This window comes from Pantoea sp. B_9 (assembly GCF_008632015.1).
GTDB classification, from domain to species: Bacteria; Pseudomonadota; Gammaproteobacteria; order Enterobacterales; family Enterobacteriaceae; genus Pantoea; species Pantoea dispersa.
Window position 1 is genome coordinate 154,528 of record NZ_VWVL01000006.1, and the last position, 19,730, is coordinate 174,257.

Annotated in this window: 15 protein-coding genes and 1 pseudogene; 9 read left to right on the forward strand and 7 right to left on the reverse strand. The window is 56.3% G+C overall.

The window, feature by feature from the left end:
* The first annotated feature begins 184 nt into the window (after positions 1–184).
* The 7 genes and pseudogenes from F3I21_RS17735 (at position 185) to F3I21_RS17770 (ending at position 6,888) form a co-directional block, all read left to right on the forward strand.
* Entirely contained in the window at positions 185–832 is a 648-nt protein-coding gene (locus F3I21_RS17735) for a hypothetical protein (RefSeq protein WP_150059454.1), read from the forward strand.
* 831 nt (positions 833–1,663) lie between these two features.
* Positions 1,664–2,253, forward strand: a pseudogene (locus F3I21_RS17745) (tyrosine-type recombinase/integrase); the annotation flags it as partial.
* A 5-nt stretch (positions 2,254–2,258) separates the two neighbouring features.
* Entirely contained in the window at positions 2,259–2,891 is a 633-nt protein-coding gene (locus F3I21_RS17750) for a hypothetical protein (RefSeq protein WP_150059455.1), read from the forward strand.
* The gene (locus F3I21_RS17755; RefSeq protein WP_353887881.1) at positions 2,878–3,318 is read left to right on the forward strand and encodes a hypothetical protein; all 441 of its coding nucleotides are present in this window, start codon (positions 2,878–2,880) and stop codon (positions 3,316–3,318) included. The genes F3I21_RS17750 and F3I21_RS17755 overlap by 14 nt, the downstream gene beginning before the upstream one ends.
* A 463-nt stretch (positions 3,319–3,781) precedes the next feature.
* Positions 3,782–5,086, forward strand: coding sequence for a type II toxin-antitoxin system HipA family toxin YjjJ (yjjJ, locus tag F3I21_RS17760; protein ID WP_150059456.1), 1,305 nt, complete (start codon positions 3,782–3,784; stop codon positions 5,084–5,086).
* Positions 5,087–5,212: 126 nt separating this feature from the next.
* Positions 5,213–5,746: a TetR/AcrR family transcriptional regulator gene (locus F3I21_RS17765; protein WP_150059457.1), complete on the forward strand. Its 534-nt coding sequence runs from the start codon at positions 5,213–5,215 to the stop codon at positions 5,744–5,746.
* The gene (locus F3I21_RS17770) at positions 5,743–6,888 is read left to right on the forward strand and encodes an MFS transporter (RefSeq protein ID WP_150059458.1); all 1,146 of its coding nucleotides are present in this window, start codon (positions 5,743–5,745) and stop codon (positions 6,886–6,888) included. The genes F3I21_RS17765 and F3I21_RS17770 overlap by 4 nt, the downstream gene beginning before the upstream one ends.
* Here F3I21_RS17770 and F3I21_RS17775 read toward each other — a convergent pair.
* From F3I21_RS17775 to F3I21_RS17785, 3 genes are read right to left on the reverse strand one after another with little or no spacing between them, the layout of a single operon-like run.
* Complete coding sequence (locus F3I21_RS17775) at positions 6,885–8,756, reverse strand: TolC family protein (protein WP_150059459.1); 1,872 nt, start codon at positions 8,754–8,756, stop codon at positions 6,885–6,887. The genes F3I21_RS17770 and F3I21_RS17775 overlap by 4 nt on opposite strands.
* Positions 8,757–8,761: 5 nt before the next feature.
* Complete coding sequence (locus F3I21_RS17780) at positions 8,762–10,003, reverse strand: HlyD family type I secretion periplasmic adaptor subunit (protein WP_021509681.1); 1,242 nt, start codon at positions 10,001–10,003, stop codon at positions 8,762–8,764.
* Entirely contained in the window at positions 10,000–12,285 is a 2,286-nt protein-coding gene (locus F3I21_RS17785; RefSeq protein WP_150059460.1) for a type I secretion system permease/ATPase, read from the reverse strand. Before F3I21_RS17785 ends, F3I21_RS17780 begins: the two co-directional genes overlap by 4 nt.
* Positions 12,286–12,554: 269 nt before the next feature.
* Here F3I21_RS17785 and ddlA point away from each other — a divergent pair, with 269 nt between their 5' ends.
* Entirely contained in the window at positions 12,555–13,649 is a 1,095-nt protein-coding gene (gene ddlA, locus F3I21_RS17790; protein WP_150059461.1) for a D-alanine--D-alanine ligase, read from the forward strand.
* 16 nt (positions 13,650–13,665) lie between these two features.
* On the opposite strand, the gene F3I21_RS17795 is transcribed toward ddlA, so the two are convergent.
* From F3I21_RS17795 to F3I21_RS17810, 4 genes are all read right to left on the reverse strand, one after another.
* Entirely contained in the window at positions 13,666–15,090 is a 1,425-nt protein-coding gene (locus F3I21_RS17795) for a GGDEF domain-containing protein (protein WP_150059462.1), read from the reverse strand.
* A 291-nt stretch (positions 15,091–15,381) separates the two neighbouring features.
* Positions 15,382–16,851 (reverse strand): SulP family inorganic anion transporter, encoded by a 1,470-nt coding sequence (locus F3I21_RS17800; RefSeq protein WP_150059502.1) that lies wholly within the window; start codon positions 16,849–16,851, stop codon positions 15,382–15,384.
* Positions 16,852–16,853: 2 nt separating this feature from the next.
* On the reverse strand, positions 16,854–17,495 hold the full coding sequence (locus F3I21_RS17805) for a carbonic anhydrase (RefSeq protein ID WP_058771348.1): 642 nt from the start codon (positions 17,493–17,495) through the stop codon (positions 16,854–16,856).
* Between the two features lie 580 nt (positions 17,496–18,075).
* Positions 18,076–18,885, reverse strand: coding sequence for a 5'-nucleotidase, lipoprotein e(P4) family (locus tag F3I21_RS17810; RefSeq protein ID WP_150059503.1), 810 nt, complete (start codon positions 18,883–18,885; stop codon positions 18,076–18,078).
* Positions 18,886–18,994: 109 nt separating this feature from the next.
* Here F3I21_RS17810 and F3I21_RS17815 point away from each other — a divergent pair, with 109 nt between their 5' ends.
* On the forward strand, positions 18,995–19,705 hold the full coding sequence (locus F3I21_RS17815; protein ID WP_150059463.1) for a polyphenol oxidase family protein: 711 nt from the start codon (positions 18,995–18,997) through the stop codon (positions 19,703–19,705).
* The last annotated feature ends 25 nt before the right edge of the window (positions 19,706–19,730 follow it).

A 19,730-nucleotide genomic window follows, 5' to 3' on the forward strand; every position in this document is an offset into this window, starting at 1 on the left:
TAAAGTGGCGGTGCATTTTTTACCACGTACAAAGCCAGCGTCTTGCTAAGCTACCGCGCTGTGTGTTGCAGCATTGTGGTGAGCCGTTTGGATTGATAACATCAGTCTGGGTTACTAAACATTGATTTAGTATCTTTCATCGAATGAACTGCAAAATTTCTATCAATTATAAAAGGATTTTTAATTGCGTAGCTATCAGGAAATTGCAAGGCGTATAGCCAAAATTATTCTATCCCCCGAGTCTGCTATAGGCTTCATTGATGGCGTGCTATCTGTTCCTAAAGATATTGGTTACCTGGCGTTTGGGTTTATTGATACCGATAGCCGTTATCAGCGTGAGTCCGAAAAAATCAGGATGCTGACAGCCATTAAGTATGGCCTTCTTGAGAATCATAATTTCATCAAGACGATAGAGACGGTTCTGGACATCTTTAACAACACTGTTCCTGAAGATAAGCAGAATGCCATTTACGGTAAAACAATGGCGTCGGTAGCTGGCCGCACAATCACTAACTCCCTGATAGCAGGTAAGCTTGCGACAATTATTGCACAACGAAGCTCATTCCTTATAACCTTACGCGGCGGCCTTATTGGTAACACATTATTGATTGGTGGCATGGTTGAGAGATGTATTTATACTTCAGAACGCCTTCAGCAATATAATCCCGAGATTTATAATCGCCTGCGTACCCGGGATTTAGATTTGCTTTACTTTCTTGTTGAGCCTGCTTTAAATCCATTCGTTGATGCTTTGAAGATAAGGAACACGCAAGGGCAGGTGGCCTTTGAAAGACTTCTTTCCATGGTTGAGAATGAAATCAATGCGAAATGATAAACCTCACAAATTAAGTATCGGTAAGCGGATTCTGTTTACCCTCATCGAAGCATCTGGTGCTGTTATAGGGGGCTTCTTAGTCCTGCTTTGCAGTTACTGGTTTTTCCATTATGACACATGGCATGAGCGGCTGATCGCAATCGGCCTGACCATTGCGGTTGTCTATTTCATAGGGAAAATGCTGCCAGAACGACCAGACCAGTAGACCCGACAGGTTGTATTATTTTCAGTTTCGTAATCCCCCTGCGCTCGTTAAGCCTAGCCAGTATTGGCCTGGCTGCGCTTATGGCAAATCCCCGAACGCACAGCGCGCGATCCTCTGCCCTCACGTAAAATCCAGTTTTCCATTATATTTCAGGCAATTGAATTTTCTCTTAGATCCTTTTTAGATCCTCAAAACTAAAAAAGCTGAAATTCTTTTCACTGATTTCAGTTGGCTTACTCCGGCACAAAGCCAGCAGCAGCACAGCCCGGCGTGGCGGTTTGTAGAAAAATAAAACTGAAAAGTTTTCCTGATGCAAAACCCGCAGGCGGATGCGGTGTGGCGCCGATTTAGTCTGCGAAGCATTTATTTTGCCGGGGCTGTGGCGCAGCCAGCGCCACGCTGTGCTTACGATCTCTTTGCGGTATGGCAGTGCGTATGGCTTGCCAGCTAATTAGCAAGCTGCTCAACAAGCGCCACAGTATCGAGCATCAGCTGGGCTACGTTAATGTGTGCGTACCCAAGCCACACCCGCGGTGCAGCAGACTCCTGCCGACTTCGTGCCAGTTAATGATGAGAAACATCTAACCATATGCAAGGTGAAGGGAAACCCACTCGCACCCGAGTTTAATGAGCTACGCGGATTAATTGAGTGACCCGCATCAAACCCGTTAGAGAACGTGAGAGCGTTTAAAATCAGTGAATCGGAGATGGCGTATCTCACCATTGAGGAAATCAGAAGCCATCTAGCCTAATGTGAGAACAGCCGGTCAAAGATCTGACGACCATTGTGAAAATCTGCCCGGTAACTGGCGCACAATGGAGTGAGGCCGAAGGCTTGAAAGGAAACCAAATCCGCGCCGGTCAGATCATATATGTGAAAACTAATGGCAAGAAAAGCCGCGCGGTGCCGATAACTGAAAAATTACAGGCTGGCCTTTCATCAAGCAGGAAAGCGCAGGTGCTCTTTAAACCGTGCTATTCAGCCTTCAGAAAGGCCATGCAACGCGCCGGTATCGAGACACCTGCTGGACAGCTTACGCATGTTTTTCGCCACACCTTCGCGTCTCATTTCATGATGAACTGTGGCAACATTCTTGTGCTTCAGCGGATATTAGGGCATACAGATATCAAGGTAACAATGAGATAGGCACACTTTGTACCGGATCTCTTGTCTGAGGCTTTGAGACTTAATCCACTAAGTATAATGGACTAAAGAATATGTTAATGGAAAACATAAAGTACAAATACAGTTTGCATGAAATTCTTTGTCTAAGGACTTATGCCGAAGCATTCGAAGCTTATCGAGTTGATGACTATGACAAAGAGATTACAGAATGGGCTGAGAGAGAAATAATAGAGGGGAACACATCACAAACCATGTTGATTCTCGCCTCTCTTAATTTAGACAAAAAACCTGACCCTTATGAGGTAAAACATTACCTTTCAAATTACATGCGCCAAGAGGGTATTTTCATGCCCAATCTTAGTGAAAGTTCTGTTGTGTGGTTAAGAATTAAAACTTGGTTTTTATTACATATAGAATCTCCCGAAGAAATCGAAGTCAGATTGCACCAAATCCCTGCGTACCCGCTGGGCCCAGATTCTCTTTTATCTAGCAAAATCACTTGGCGATACTACCATTTACACGAAGAATTATTTGAAGATTGGGGACCAGACCATCCCTCTAAAGCATCTAAAATGAGTGAGTTAGAAATACTTAACTATGTCAGAGACAGATTAAAACCGTTTTATCGAATCCTTACCAATCAGGATTGGGTCGACTTTTTATCTGGCAAGCATCGCAATTCCTTTAAAAATGCAGAAGCAGGAAATAATATTGATGGGCGTTGAATTTCATATAACAAGAGCAGAGTACTGGGCTGAAAACGATGATGACCAAATCAGTTCTGAAGAATGGCTAAAAATAATAAGCAGCGATCCCGAACTTAGCCTTAATCCAAGAAGCGGAGAGTTTCACGCCATATGGAATGGGGATGGATCGGATGGAGAAGACTGGCTTGATTGGTCTGGAGGTAACATTTATACTAAATGGCCACCAACTCCCCTCTACCGGAAAATGCTCCTAATATCTCAAAAGCTAAACGCGAAAGTAATGGACGACGATGGCACGATATATGAAACTTCAGACGACTGGCAATACAATCCAAAAAGCTGTGTAGTCACGACTTCAGTTGATACTACAAATGGGAAAAAAATGGCAGAAGAGCGTAACGCTATTCAATGCTTCCTATCGTTGTTCGGCCGAAAGAAAAGGTAAAAATAAGTAAGTTACTGATTTAACAAGCTTCAAAATGGAACTCATAACCACTTGTTCGGTGGTTAAAAAATTAGCGAAGGCCGCCAACTTACTCAATTACACCATTGACTTAAGCCACGCTTTAAACAGATAATTTTTTTATTTAAGTTTCAACAATAGCGATGAAGAGGCAGCGCTTTTTCCCGTTACTATTAAAACTCACTGTCCGCCTGCTCGCTTTAATCTAAAACTACAAGCCTTCAAGACTCATGCTTTCCAATCCTGTTATTGTGTTAACAACAGTCTATTACAGACAACGACGCCAGAATCTACCTCGTCAAGCCTGCATGCAGCCTCACCTTCTCCAGAACCACACATTTTGCACACCATGCGCAGCACATACCAGTGACTGCCAGCCGCTTACCTGCTAGATTATCTATTCAAAAACCCATTTACCCATCTATTCATAAAGTGATTCAACACTATGTCCACGCATGCGGAAACCGTACGTCAGCTTCTCTATAGCGGGCCGATGGCAGGAAGGCAACTCATTGAAAAAATGGGTATAAGCCAGCCTACGCTTTCCCGTGCGATTAGAGAACTGGGTGATGACATCGTCAAAATCGGGGCGGGTCCATCTATTCAATATGCCCTGCGGGATACGTTTCGCGGATTCCGCTCGGCCCCGATTTACCGTGTGACCGATGAAGGGCAAATCAAACCTCTCGGCGAGCTGATTCCGGTTCGTCCGGAAGGGTTTGTGATGGTGCAGGCGGACCACAAAAGCTTTCACAGTGACGGGCTGCCGTGGTGGCTGTTTGACATGCGACCGCAGGGCTATCTCGGCAGAGCGTGTGCCTCGACTTATGCCAGCGGGCTCGGTCTGCCAGCGAATCCCGAACAATGGGCAGATGCAGATGTCGTCAGAGCGCTGTTGGCGCAAGGTCATGATGCGATCGGCAACCTGCTGATCGGCGAGCAGGCGCGCAGCCGTTTCCTGGAAATGCCCGAACCGACTCCCGTGGAGCGCGAGACGGCGTATCCCGAGCTGGCGCGGGCCGCGGGCGCTGGTGAGGTGCCGGGCTCATCTGCGGGTGGCGAGCAGCCAAAATTCTGCACCTATACCGAACGCGGTCATGTGCTGGTGAAATTCACCGCAGCAGATGACAACCCAGTCAGCGAACGCTGGCGCGATCTGCTGATGGCTGAACATCTGGCCCTGAAAGTACTGGATGTTGAGACCGACGTGTTTGATATTGCAGGGCAGCGCTTCCTCGAAATCCCCCGCTTTGATCGGGTGGGCAAAATGGGCCGTATCGGCGTGTTTTCGCTGCGGGCGCTTGATGCGGAGTTCGTCGGCAATGCCAGTGCAAGCTGGCCAGTCCTCGTCAACCAGCTTGTGGCGGAAAAGTGTGTTCAGCCTGAGGCCGCCCACAGCACGGCCCGGCTTTGGGCATTCGGCATGCTGATCGGCAATACCGACATGCACGCCGGTAACCTGTCATTCATCAGTCGCCATGGCCGTCCTTATCACCTTGCGCCGGCTTATGACATTCTGCCGATGGGCTTTGCGCCCAGAGCGGGCGGCGCCATCGTGAATACGCTGCGGCCTGCGTCACTACCGGAAGTGGTCAGTAGCGATACATGGCGGGAAGCGCTGGCTTTGGCGGAGGAATTTTTGTCTCTGGCAAACATTTGCGATGGTTTCTCAGATCGTTTTGCGCCCTGTCTCGCCGCGTTACAGCAGCATCTGGATGACGCCCGTGCGCGCATCGCCCGACTAGGCTAAGCGCTTTTCCTGATTGATAATTTCTTCAAAGTTGCATCCTCGAAACAGGCGGTGATTAACCGCCTCGCACACGATTTTCGCGCCGCCACTTTGCAAAAGTAAAACGATCGGTTTACTTTTTAAGGTATGCGTAAAAAACAACACATCCTGAACGCTGCCGAGCGGCTGTTCTACAACAACGGTTTTCATGCCACCAGCACCGATTACATTTGCCGTGAGGCGAAGGTTTCCACGCGTACGCTCTATCAGCACTTTCCGTCGCGCGAGCGGTTAACTGCCGCGGTGATGACCGCGCGCCGGCAGCGCTTTGCCGATTTATTGTCACAGCCAGACGATCCGGCAGCCATCAGCCAGCTGTTTTCGGTACTGGAACAGTGGATGCGGGCGGAAGGATCGCTCGGCTGCTTTTTTGCCAAAGCGTACGGCGAGTATGCGGAGCAGGATGCTGAGCTGGCGGCGCAGGCGCTGGATTATCGCTACTGGCAGCGCGGCTACATCCGTGCCTGCGTGGCGCACTCGCACAGAAATTCGCCGTCAGCGCTGGCCGATGCCATCTGGATACTGTTTGAAGGGGCGATTATGGCCGGGTTGATTGACGGCCCGCAGGCCGCGGTCACTGCACGTCTGGCGGCTGAGCAACTGCTGGCGAATACGCCATGAAAGCCTCACTCCGCCTGACGCTGAGCGGCTTTATGCTGATTGCCGTGACCTACGGACTGGCGCGTTTTGCCTGGGGAATGATGATGCCGCAGGTGGCGCAGCAGATCAGCTTCATCCCACGCGCGTCGGGCATGCTGGCCGCCTGCAGCTATCTGGCTTACTGCCTGGCCACGCCCGGCGCCACGCTGCTGCTGGCGCGCTGGGGCGTGCGCAGCACCGCCATGCTGGCAGCGCTGACGGCCATGCTCGGCTTACTGCTGCTGGCCGCTGCCAGCAGTGCATGGCTGATTGCCGGTGGGCTGTTTATCGCCGGTCTCGGTGCCGGACTGGCTTCCCCGGCGCTCGCCAGTGCCGTGAGCCGGCAAATTGACGCGTCGCGGCAAACCGCCGCTAATACGCTCATCAACGCCGGCACCGGCGCGGGCATTATTGTGTCAGTGCCCATTTTTATGCTGATGCCCGGCGGCTGGCGCGCGGCCTGCTGCTGTTTTGCCGCGCTGGCGCTAATCAGCCTGTTGCTGGCACGCTATTGCCTGCCCGCCGGTCGTGCCGATCCACCGGGATCGCCGGTTGGCTGGCGCGATCGGTTGCACAACCGCGCGCTGCAGCGGGTGATCATCATCGCTTTTCTTAGCGGTGTCGCCAGCGCGGCGTGGTGGTGTTTTGGACCGGATGTGTTACGCCAGCACAGTCACCTGAACGACGGCCAGGCCAGTATGCTGTGGCTGGTTAGCGGCGCGGCCGGCATTCTCGGCGCGCTCACCGGCCCGCTGGCACGCTACATCGGTATGCGTCAGGTGTACTGGCTGGCGCAGCTGGCGATGGCCGTTCCGCTGCTGTTGCTGGCGGCGCTCACCCACTTTAGCTACTGGCTGGTACCGGCGGCGGCACTGTGCGGCGCGGGATATGTCACGCTGTCGGGTATTCTGCTGGTTGCGGGTGCCGCCGCCACGCCACAGAATGCGGCCTCTGGCGTGGCGGCGGCGTTTCTGACGCTGGCGATTGGGCAAATTGGCGGGGCGATACTCTTTGCGCAAATCTACAGCAGCAGCGCCGCCACAGCCCTGCTGCTGTTCGCTGCCATCCCGGTTGCGCTGCTGGTTCTGGTACCGGCTAACCCGCCGCAGCGGGCTGATACTTAACGTCCGGTGGTGAGCCAGCGGCTGAGGATGCCGGCGCTGGAGTAGCCGCGAATGATCGCCGCGTAGCTGTCAAAGCGATTGCTCACTTCGCTTACCTGGTTATTATACAAATCGCTCTCGGCGCTCAGAACATCCAGCAGCGAGCGGCGTCCGAGGTGATACCACTGATCGAAAAAGTCTTTGCGGATGCGGTCAGACTCTACAATCAGACTCTTATACAGCGCGGCGCGATCGGCCATCGAATGTGCATCCTGGCTGGCGGCGCGCACGCGATTTTCCAGGTCGCGCCGCTGCTCCTGCACCTGCTGACGACTGGCTTCGGCGCGTTTAATCGCCTCAATCTCCTGCGCGTTAGTTGAACCACCGCGGAACAGGCCCCAGCTAACGTTGATGCCGGTTTGCCACGCCTGCTGGCGACCGAGCTGATCCTCACGCGTACTTTTGCTTATCGTCCAGTTGAGTTTTGGCAGGCCGGAAGCTTTAATCGCTTCCGCTTCTTTAAACGCCGCTCGCGTTTCCGCGCTGGCGCGCAGGATCAGCGGATGATAATCCAGGCTGGCCAGCTGGCGGTTGAGATCGCCAAAATTCATCGCCCAGCGATCGCTGGCTGGCAGCGTCACGCGACTGTTGCCCATCAGGCGGTTCAGCGTGATTTCGACATCGCGCGCGCGCGACTCGGCATTCTCCAGATAACTCTGCGCCTGCAGCAATCGGCCTTTGGCCTGCGTCAGCTCGCTGCGACGACCGGTATCTGACTGCACAATGCCGCTCAGCATGGTGGTCAGTTCGGTCATGCGCGCCACGTACTGCTGGCTGATGGCAATGATCCGCTGCTGCTTGTTCCACTCAATCAGCGCGTTGCTGACCTGCATCGCCAGCTCTTCACGCTGCGCCTGCGCCGCCTGCTGCGCCGAGGTCACGCGCTCTTCGCGGCTCTCGATGGTGCGGCTGGTCTGACCGAAATCAATCAGGTTGGTCGCCATCGACACGCCGAGCGCCGGCACGTTGCTCTGACTACCGTCGCTTTTTACCCCGCCACCAAACTCTTTGGTCGCCGAGCTGGCGCTGACATCCAGCTGCGGCCAGCGCTGCCCTTTCGCCTCATCCACGCTGGCGGCGGCGGCATCGGTCTGCGCCACGGACGATTTCAGCGCCGGGCTGATGCGCCAGGTGATACGTGCGGCCGAGAGGAATTTCTGCCGCAGCTCGGATTCAGCCACGGTTTCATCCACCGCGCCGCTCAGGCTGACCGGTGAACGCGCCACGGCGGCATCGGCGGCGGTGGTTCTGGTTTCCGCTACCGGCGGGCTGACAAAGCTGAACTCGCTCTGCGCTTTTACTTCTGCTTCATTCACCGGCACCGGCGCAGGCTGCTGCGGGTTGAAAGTGCGTACCGATTTCAGCAGCGGATTCGTCTGCTTTGGTTCCGGCTGGCGCTGCTCCTCCGTCAGAAAACCGCCGCCCTGTACCGGCTGCACCGGCGGCGGGGCAATCGGCGCTGCTGGCGCTGGCGCTGGTGCCGGTGAAGGTGCCGGTGAAGGTGCCGGTGCTGGTGCCGGCTGAGCGCGTGGCGTGGCCACCGGTGGCGCAACCGGCACGGCCTGAGGTTGCGTAAACATCGGTTGCGGTGCCGGCGCGGTTGCAAAGCGCTGGGCTGGCGCAACGGGCACGCGCTGCACCGGCGCGCTGCGTACCGGTGCCGCAGCGGGGGCGGCCGGGCGATGTCCGCTCATCTCGGCAAACATCATCAGTTCACTGGTCGAATCGGCCATTACGCTGATGGCCGGAGCCATCATGACCGTAATGCAACCGGCAAGCAAAGAGAGGCGCCGCGCCGCTGCGCGACGGTGCATATTATTATTTTTCATGGTTATTAACGCTCGCGGAAGGCTTCTTTCGCCTTAAGTACCGGCTTCAGCAGGTAATCAAGGATGGTTTTCTCGCCGGTGCGGATTTCCACCGTGGCCACCATGCCGGGAATGATCGGCAGATCTTTGTTGCCTGCGTGCAGCGTGCTTTTATCGGTGAGGATCAACACGCGGTAATAGGTGTCATCCGGGCGGCCGGAAGCGGCTTTCTGATCGTCTTTCAGCGTATCCGGACTGATGTATTCCACATGGCCATCCAGTCCGCCGTAGATGGCGAAGTCGTAGGCGGTGATTTTCACTTTGGCCGGCAGCCCCGGACGCAGGAAGGCGACATCAGAAGGACGGATTTTGCCCTCCACCAGCAGTTGCTCTTCCAGCGGCACGATTTCCAGGATGTGCTCACCGGGCTGAATCACGCCGCCGATGGTGTTGACGCGCACGTTTTTCACCGTGCCGCGCACCGGTGCGGTAATGGTGGTGCGCTCGACCACGTCCGCGCGGCCAATCAGATTTTCGCTTACCTGGCTGAGTTCCAGCTCCAGTCGTGCCAGTTCGGTGTTGGCATCAGACTGGTAACGGTTACGCCGCTCGACAATCTGCGCCTGGATGTCGTTCGCCTGGCGCTGCATGCGCAGCAGCTCGACCTCAGACAGCAATCCTTTCGCCGCCAGCGGCTCCGCCAGACGAATTTCACGCATCGACAGGGCATAGCTGCGCTGCAGTGAGTTAATGCTGTCATTCAGCGCGCGCTTGCGTGATTCATAGGCCTTGGTCTCCTGCGCAACCACGGCGGGATCGCTCTGCACCTGCTCGTCAAACGTCAATGGCTGCGCGTAGGCTTCGGCACGCAGACGCGCAATGCTGCCCTTCAGGCCAATCACCTTGCTCAGCGCCTCACGATAGCTTGATTGCGCACGCGTCGGATCGATTTTCAGCAGGACGTCGCCCCGGTTGACCACCGTGCCTTCACGCACATTCATTTCGGCGAGAATGCCGCCTTCCAGACTCTGAATCACCTGCTCGCGGCTGCGGGAAATCACTTTTCCGTCGCCTTTGGTGATCTCCTCCACCCGCGCATAGTTTGCCCAGGTGAGACCGATGCCAATCACTGCGATGATGATCCACATCACCAGTTTCGATCCCGGCGTGGTTTGCGACAGCAGTGACGCCTGCACGTCATTCATGAATTCGGCATCCGCAGCGGAGAGATTTTTGCTGCGGCTGCGCCATGGCATTAACTTGATCATACTGCGGCCTCCTCTGCCGCGGCGACGGCGGGCTCTGACGTTGCCGAAGCATCGTTAGCCGGCGCAGGTGCGCGCACCGCCTGCTCTACCGCCTGACGCGGCGGCTGGCGGGTTTTACCTTTACCTTCCAGCGCGGCCAGCACCTGCTCTTTCGGGCCATCCGCGACAATTTTTCCTTCCTCAACCACGATGATGCGGTCGACCAGCGCCAGAATTGACGGACGATGCGTCACGACGATCAGCGTGTGGCCTTCACTGGCGCGACGCAGATGGGCGAGGAACTGGCTTTCGGTCATGCTGTCCATGGCGCTGGTCGGTTCATCCATCAGCAGCACTTTGGGCCGCGTCAGCAGAGTTCGCGCCAGCGACACTAACTGACGCTGACCGCCCGACAGGTTGATGCCGCTCGGATGGCGCGCCGCCACGTGATCGAGACCGGTCAAATTCAGCACACGCAGCAGTTCATTCGCGGTGGCATCCGGCCGGCCAATCATCACGTTCTCGCGCAGCGTGCCGTAGAACAGGCGCGCATCCTGGCTGACGAAGCCCACTGCTTTGCGCCAGTCGGCCGGATCGATCTGGTTAACATCGAGTCCGTCAGCGGAGATCTGGCCTTTCACCGGCTGATACAGACGCGCCATCACGCGTAACAGCGTTGATTTACCGCTGCCGATGCGGCCAAGAATCGCCACGCGCTCACCGGCCTTGATAGTCAGCGAGATGTCTTTGAGAATTTCCGGATTGGGCTTCATCGGCGGTGCCGGATAAGAGAAGCTGACGTTGCTCAGCGAGATCTCGCCGGTCAGCGGCGGATCGGTCAGGTAGGTTTTACTGCTGTCGCGATCGACCGGCATCTCCATCAGCTTATTCAGCGAGGTCAGCGCCGCTTTGGCCTGCTGATAACGCACCGCCAGACCAATCACCTGACCCAGCGGGCCGGTGGCGCGGCTGGCCAGCATCACGGTGGCGATCATCGCACCCATGGTGAAGGTGCCGGCGTTGATCAGATAAACCCCGGCCACCACCAGCATCACGGTCTGAAACTGCTGCAGAAAGGTCACCACGCCGGTTGCCAGCGTCGAATAGCGTTTTGACTTCATTGAGTTAGCCGACTGCAGCGCGCTGAAGTTCTCCCAGCGGCGCTGCATATGCGCTTCACCGCCCACGGCTTTCAGCGTTTCCATGCCTTCAACCGACTCAATCAGCACGCCCTGTTTCAGCGACGCATCGCGCAGGTTCTCCTTCATGATACGCGCCAGCGGCCACTGGATCGCGGCGCTGACGATGATGATCAGCGGGATCATCATCAACGGGATAATGGCCAGCGGACCGCTGATAAAGAAGATCACGCCGACGAACATCAGGATAAACGGCAGATCCGAAATCGCCGCCAGCGTCGCCGAAGCAACAAAATCGCGCACCGATTCATATTCACGGATCTGGTTGGCGAAAGTACCTGATGAGGCCGGCTTGTGCTCCATCTGGATTGACAACGCCTGACGGAACAGCATGCTGCCCAGCACCAGGTCGGCCTTTTTGCCCGCCATGTCCAGCAGATGCGCCCGCACAAAGCGGGTAATGGCTTCGAAGATCATGGCGATGGTGACGCCAATCGCCAGCGACCACAGCGTAACAAAGGCCTGATTCGGCACCACGCGATCGTAGACGTTCATGGTGAAGAAGATGCTGGAGAGTGCCAGCACGTTGATCAGCACGGCGGCAATGGCGGCGCTGCGGTAGTAACGCCGGTAGCGCCACAGGGTGCTGAACAGCCAGTGACCTTTGACCTCCGGCAGCATTTCACTGGCGCGCTCATCCAGTACCGCCGCCGGTTTCGCCATCACCGCAAAGCCGGCGTAAATCTCGTTGAGCTCCGCCAGGCTCATCTCCACCGCTTTATCACTCACCTCCGGCATGATCAGCTGGAAACGCAGCTCGCGTTGATTCTCCTCATTGGTGTGAATGCGCCGCGACAGCACAATGCAGCCGCCGCCGTTCTGCCGCAGCAGTATCATCGGCATCAGCTGCTCCGGCAGATCCTGCAGGCGGCGTTCAACCATGCCGCCGGTAATGCCAGCGTTCTCCAGAGCGGTCATCGCCTGCGACGGCGACAGCAGCGTCGCTTTTGGCAGGCCGGCGACCAGCGCCTCTTCACTCTTCTCGCGTTTATAGTGTTTGCAAATCCACGCCACGCTTTTTAACAGCGTGTCATCCACGGTGGTTTCGATACGAGCAACAGAACGCGCATCCTGCTCCACGGCATTCTGCTTCTGGTCCATCATTTCCCGACTCCTGTAAACCTGACAAAAAACGGTGGACGCATCGTCCACCGCAGACTTTTCTTTGAATTGGGAAAATTCTGACAGAAGGCAGCTTTCAGGCCGTCCAAGACTTGTCTCAAACTGTGGAGAATATTTATGAATAAAGTGGGCAAAGCCCGATTGAATGCGGTCTGGCGACCGATCAACTGCAGAATAATCGCGGCGCTGTTGAGCGCTGTCCTGGGCGTGTTATCTTAGCTGCTCGCTTTACTGCAACCGGACAAAGAGCAATGGCAAAACAGCGGGTAGGTATCGTATTTGGCGGCAAGTCGGCCGAACATGAAGTGTCGTTACAGTCGGCCAAAAATATTCTTGAGGCGATCGATAAAAACAAATACGACGTGGTTCTGCTGGGGATCGACAAACAGGGCGAGTGGCATCTCAATGACGCTTCAGGCTTTCTGCTCAACGCCGACAATCCGGCGCTGATTGCCCTGAACCGCTCCGGTGAAAACGTGGCGCTGGTGCCCGGCAGCCGCGCGGAGCAGCTGATTACGCGGCAGCAGGCGCAGCCGCTGTCGCAGCTGGATGTCATCTTCCCGATTGTACACGGCACGCTGGGCGAAGATGGCTCGCTGCAGGGACTGCTGCGCATGGCCAATCTGCCGTTTGTCGGGTCGGATGTGCTGGGTTCCGCGGTCAGCATGGACAAAGATTTCACCAAACGCCTGCTGCGCGATGCCGGCCTGAAAGTGGCGCCGTGGCTAAGCGTCACCCAGACGCAGCGCGCGGCGCTGGATGTGCAGGCGGTGATCGCGCGCTTTGGCCTGCCGCTGTTTATCAAGCCAGCCAATCAGGGATCATCCGTTGGGGTGAGCAAAGTGACGCAGCCGGACGAATTCGACGCGGCGCTGGATCTGGCGTTCCGCTTTGACCGCAAGGTGCTGATTGAACAGGGCATCAGCGGCCGTGAGATTGAGTGTGCGGTGCTGGGTAACGAGGCGCCAGAAGCCAGCCCGTGCGGTGAAATTGTGGTGCACGACGCCTTCTACTCGTATGACACCAAATATATCAGCGAGAGCGGCGCGCAGGTGGTGGTACCGGCTGACATCAGTGCGGAAGCCAGCGAGGCCATTCGGGCTGTAGCTCTTAACGCGTTTCAGGCGCTGGAGTGCTTTGGCATGGCGCGCGTCGATGTGTTCCTCACCGAAACGGGCGACATTATTGTCAACGAAGTGAATACTTTACCCGGCTTCACCAACATCAGCATGTATCCCAAACTGTGGCAGGCGGCCGGCCTGAGCTACAGCGATCTGATTACCCGCCTGATTGAGCTGGCGCAGCAGCGTCATCAGCAATCCAGCCAGCTGAAAAGCAGCGTGTAACCTGCGATGGCGTGGCTCAGGCCACGTCATGCGCCATGCTGCGCGGCGCGATTGCCGGTGAGGTCTGATTGCGGCCGTTGCGCTTGGCAACGTAAAGGTGTTTATCCGCCGCTGACACCAGCCGGTTGATTACCCCCGGCCATTCACGTTCGTTAACCGCACCGCCGCGCGCCAGGCCGAGGCTGACCGTCACGGTCACGGTGTTGCCCTGAATCCAGAACTTCTCTTTCACCATTGCCTGACGAATCACTTCGGCCAGCTGAAACAGCTGGCTGTGGGTGTAATCAAATACCACCACCACGAACTCTTCGCCGCCAAAGCGGCACACCAGGCCGCGACTGCCGACCACGTGCTGAATACGGCGCGCAATTTCCTCCAGCACGCCATCGCCGGCATCATGGCCGAAATTGTCATTAATGGCTTTGAAGTAGTCGACATCCAGCATAATCACGCCGGCTTCACGCTGCAGGGAAAACGGCTGCTGGCGCAGGTTTTCATACAGGCCGGAGCGCGACAGTAGCTGGGTAAGGAAATCGTAATTGGCGCGCAATGCCAGGCGATGGTTAAGCTGGCGAATGGCGTCCATGCTCACCGCCACTAGCAGCGGGCTGAGCGCCACGGTGGCCACGCCGAGCCGTGCAGATGTGAGATGGCTGATGGGCAGCAGCGAATCATCGCCCTGAATATTCATCACGCCGTGCGAGACCAGCACGATCTCGGTGATGCCGGTGAACAGAATCACCAGGCTGGTGATCGGAATCGGCAGAACAATGGCACACCAGATCAGCGCCGGCACCGGGAAGGTCAGACTGCCCGCGCCACCAATCAGCGCCCCCACCGTGAGCGACAGCGCCACGGCGAGCAGCGGCAGCAGCCTGGCCGGATGAATCAGCGTCCGCAGCGGCACGCTGCGCAACGGACGCGTCAGCATCACCGGCAGCAGCATCAGCGAGGTGGAGAACTGCTCGCTGAACCAGTCGGCCCACGCCACCACAAAGCGCGCGTTGAAATCGATATCCTGCGCCCATGCGCCCCAGGTGGCGCAGGCTGCTGCGCCGAGCAGGCACGCCGGAAAAATGCGCATGGCGTTGAACACCTGGCTGTTTGCGGTTGGCGATTGCAGATGCTTAATCAGCATGCTGACTGACACCAGAATAAACAGGATATTGGCAAAATTAATCGTCACCGCTGGCAGTGCCCAGCCGGAAAAAACCGTATCGTTGAAAATCATGGCGGCAAAACACACCAGATAACTGGAGGTGGTGTGTAAAAACGGGTTGCGCACCATCAAACCGGCGATGAGGGCATTCACCGGCCAGAACAGGGAAAACTCTTCGGGAATACGCAGGTGGCTGCCAACAAAGCAGAAGAACAGCGTAATAAGACACAGCGAAAGAGCATTCTTTTTAACATTATTCTCTTCAAACAGCCTAACGCGCATACGTCTGAACCCTGTAACCTGAAATCGCTGCCATCCGTCGCTGGCATCAGCAATCATTTAACCTGAAAAATCCGTGCGATAATTCGCTAATTAACCCGGTATTCGTCGCCCTGCTCTGCGACTGAGCGGCGCTCACTCTGCCATGAAAGCCAGAGACGAGCTACCAGCCCCGCCGACAGCATGTGAAACAGGCAGGCGCAGTGAGCGGCAATTATGCCGTATAAATAAAAAAATCGGATATCCGGGATATCCGATTCTGGCGAAAAAACTGCATGACTGTGCGCGGGAACGTTATTTCACCGCTACCGGCCACTGGCTCAGCCGGATACCGCGCTCACCGGCGCTATCCCCGAAATCCTGCAGCACCGCTTTCACATCCGGATCCATATACTCGGCGTTATCGTGATCGACAATCACCACGCTATTTTCCGGGATCTCCGCCAGCAGCCCCTGCAATTTCGGGTTGTGCATAAAGGTCAGGTTTTGCTGAAAGCGCAGCACGTAATGGTCGTCATAGCGGGTAAGCTGCAGCGCGTTGCGGTGGCTTTGGTAGATGCTGCACAGAATCTGCGTCGCGATACCGATGCCAATCCCGGCCAGCATGCCAAACACAACGATGCCGCCGATGGTGGCAAGAAACGGCACGTACTGCTGCGCGCCCATGCGAATCTGTTCGATGAACAGGCGCGGCGTTGCCAGCTTATAGCCGGTATACAGCAGCACCGCGGCCAGGCTGGCGAGTGGAATCGCGTTAAGCAGGGCGCTGAACCACAAGCCACAAATCAGCAGCAGCACGCCGTGCAGCAGAATCGACAGTTTGGTTTGGGCACCCACGCTGACGTTGACCGAACTGCGCACAATCACCGCGGTAATGGGCATCGCGCCGAGCAAGCCGGCGGTCAGGTTACCGATGCCCTGCGCGAACATCTCTTTATTCGGTGACGGTGCCGGGTGCTGCGGACGCAGTTTTTTCAGCGCCTCCTGGCTGAGCAGCGTTTCAAGGCTGGCCACCAGCGCCAGCGTAATCGCTACCACCCACACCGACGGATTCTGCCACGCCAGCCAGTCAGGAGTTTCCAGCTCCGCCACTAGCGCCGACATACTGTCAAACGCCGGCAGTACGATACGCGGCAGGCCTTCGCCGAGGCTGGGAAACAGGCGATCGCCTAACACCGTGGCGAGGCAGCCAAACAGCACCGCCACCAGCGGGCCGGGGATCCAGCTCAGCGCTTTAACCGCTTTGATCGCGGGCGTGGTCCACAGCCACAGAATCAGCAGCCCGCTACCGGCCACCAGCATCGCGCTGAGCGAAAACGAAAACTCCCCGCTGACCAGCGACTGCAGACCGGCATCGCTCGCTGCGCCCAGCGCCACCGGAATCTGCTGCATAATCAACAGCAGGCCAATGGCCGCCAGCATCCCTTTGATGACGCTGCCTGGCACCAGTGAGATAAAACGACCGGCGCGCAGCAGGCCGAGCATGCACTGCAGCACGCCAGCCAGAATCAGCGCGGTGAGAAACGCGGAAAAGCTGCCGAGCGTCTGGATTGAGGCCACAACAATGGTCACCAGCCCCGCCGCCGGGCCGCTCACGGCAAAGCGCGAGGGACTGAGCGCGGTAACCAGCAGACCGCCGATCACCCCGGTGAGCAGACCGGCAAAGGGCGGCAGACCGCTGGCCTGCGCGATGCCCAGACACAGTGGCAGTGCCACCAGAAACACCACCAGACCAGCAGGAATATCCTGACGAAGCGTTTGCAGATTCATGATGAGGGTTCCTCTGACGATTGCTGGATTAACTCTTTCAGATGGCCGGACTGCAGGTCATAAACGCAGCCAAATACATCCAGCTGCTGTCCGGCCTGCCAGGCCTGTTGCACCGGCTCGCAGCGCACCAGCTGGCTAAACTGGGCGATGACATTGGCTTCAACCAGCCGGTTAAGCTTGCTGCTCTCCTCTTCCTGCGCGGGACTGGCGTGATACGCCACTAATCCCTGCTGCAACGCGCGGCGCAGCGCGGCAATGCGCCTGGCGAGCGCCGAATCCTCCTGCGCTAACGGGCTGGCAGGCAAACCCAGCGCCGCCTGCACGCCGCCGCAGCCGTAGTGACCGCACAGCACAATGCGCTCGACGCCGAGATAAAAAATCGCGTACTGCAGCACGCTGAGAAAGTTGTCATCATCGGGTAGTACCATATTGGCGATATTGCGGTGCACGAATAGCTCGCCCGGATGCGAGCCGGTCAGTACTTCTGCTGGTACGCGACTGTCGGAACAGCCAATCCACAGGGAGTGGGGTTTCTGCTGATGCAGATATTGTTCAAAGTAATCTGGATTACGCTCGCGGCGCTGGAGTGCCCAACTGCGATTTTTCGCTAATAAGGGTTTAAGGGTCGTCACAATTATCTTCTCTCTGTATCCGCAAATAGCGCTTCCGGGCAAATAAATGCATGGCGCAGCACGGTTTTGGCGTTCTGTGGCAGGTGAATACGGCGCTTTCTCACAGAAATTGGTTATAGACGCTTATGAATTGATTTGCACCAGGAATATTTCAGCCCGGCAGAAGAAGCGACCTTATGTAAAATAAGTGTCAGCAAATGTCATGGCAAAGTAAGTTAATGCAAGTGACGAAATCAGCAGGAATTTCATTAAAAATAAATATAATCAGTCTATTAATATGATTTTTTAAAACGCCTTTCGGATGCACTGACAAATATATACACCTAAAACTTTTGCGCCTTTATGCTGGTATGGTGGATTACGCTTTGCTCGCTGAGAAAAATCCTAATTACTAAATTTATGAATAGTGATATCCGCTGGCTTTAACGTTATTCGCGATGATATTTCACTGAAGGCGGCAGAAGGATTAAGTAAGAGATCGGGAAAATGATAAGCAGAATAATAATTACAAAGAAACGTAAATATCACTGGCGCTGACCGCCTGTAATAAGCGCCCGCCAGGGCAGGCGCTATTTCGCTTGACGAATTATTTACCGTTCCAGGCTTTCATGCGGGATTCACGCACCTGCAGCTGCTGTTCCGGGGTTAACTTATTGTAGTTTTCAGCCATGCCGCTCTCCCAGTCGCCGTACAGTGGATTTGGCAGCACAATGAATTGGGTGCCAAAACGCTGATGGTTGAGCGTGACAAACTGCTGGCGCTGCGCGTTGCCCTGATGCCAGGTGGCGCCGCCGAAGTCATTCAGGTTATCGCCGATATACAGCACCACGTTGTAGCCGGCATTTTTAATTACGTCGAAACGCGCCTGTTTGTTGGAGTTGCCGGTACTGAGACGCACGGTTTTGTCGCTTACGCCGCTGAAGCCCAGTTTGTTGAGGTTATCGACCGTGGCCGCGTAGTCTTTCTGATCGCGGTTCGAGACGTAGAACATGGTGCCGCCGTGGCTATTCACGTAGTTGGCAAATTCGACGGCACCGGGCACTGCGGTCGCCTGGCGCGCCTGCGTCCACGCTGACCAGGTTTTCCCGGAGAACGGCTGGCCATTTTTTGCCTGCCACGCGCTGTAGGCGCTGTTATCGATCATGGTTTCATCCAGATCAACAATCACCGCTTTGGGTTTGCCGGTGAGCGAAGGAGCGTTATCAAACGCCATGCGTGCCGTGTTGAACGCCTGCCAGCTCAGCGCCTGATACTCGCCAGACTGCTGGAACCAGTTGACTGCCAGCACCGACTGCTGACCAAGTTGCTGCTGAGCCAGCTGTTTTTGCGGTTGGGCACAGCCGGTGAGCGTCAGGGCAATCAGGCCCGCCGCGGCCAGCCAGGAGGTGTTTTTCATCATGTCGTCCTTAAGTGATTATGGTCAGTTTTTGTAAAGCTTTAAAAATGTAGCAGTTAACGTAAGCTGTGGGCAGAGGAAAACCGGGGTCAGGTCACAGGAGACACTTATGGATAATCGCGGGCCGCGCTCGGCGCTGCTGGAGAGTCAACGCTGGCTGGAGTATGCCTTTCAGCCTGCCGGTCAGCCGGCACCGGCCGCTGCGGCGTACGGACAGCAGCGGCACAGCGCAAAAGTGGTGCTGGCCGGGCAGAACCGGCCGCCGAAAAGTTGTGAATCCGATGGGGTGATCAGTGACGATCATCAGCCGGTTGCGGTTTACACCGCTGACTGTCTGCCGGTGCTGTTTGCCGATGTGAAAACGCATCAGGTGGCGGCGGTGCATGCCGGCTTGCAGGGTACGCTCGGCGGCGTGCTGAGCAGTGCCCTCGATCGGCTGCTGGCGGGTGGCGCGACGCCGGCATCCCTGCTGGTGGCGATCGGTCCGGCGATCGGCCCGTGCTGCTACGAGCTGGGCGTTGATCGCATCGCACAGATGCAGCAGCGCCCGGACCTGCCGGCGCTAAGCTGGTCACAGCAACAGCCGCATAATCCGCAGGCGATCCGACCTCAGGCACAGGCGCATCATCAGGGAGTATGGTTTGATTTGCCTCAGCTGGCGCAGAGCCTGCTGTTACAGCGCGGCATCCCGGCGGCGCAGATTGATCGCGTGGCGGTGTGTACTTATTGCATGGCGGAGGCGGGTTCGAGCTATCGCTATAACACCCATTTTGACAGCGGCTATCAGTCACGTTTCTCGTGGATTCGCCGCCGCGCGTAAGCACGCTTCACCTCCCTGTGAAGCG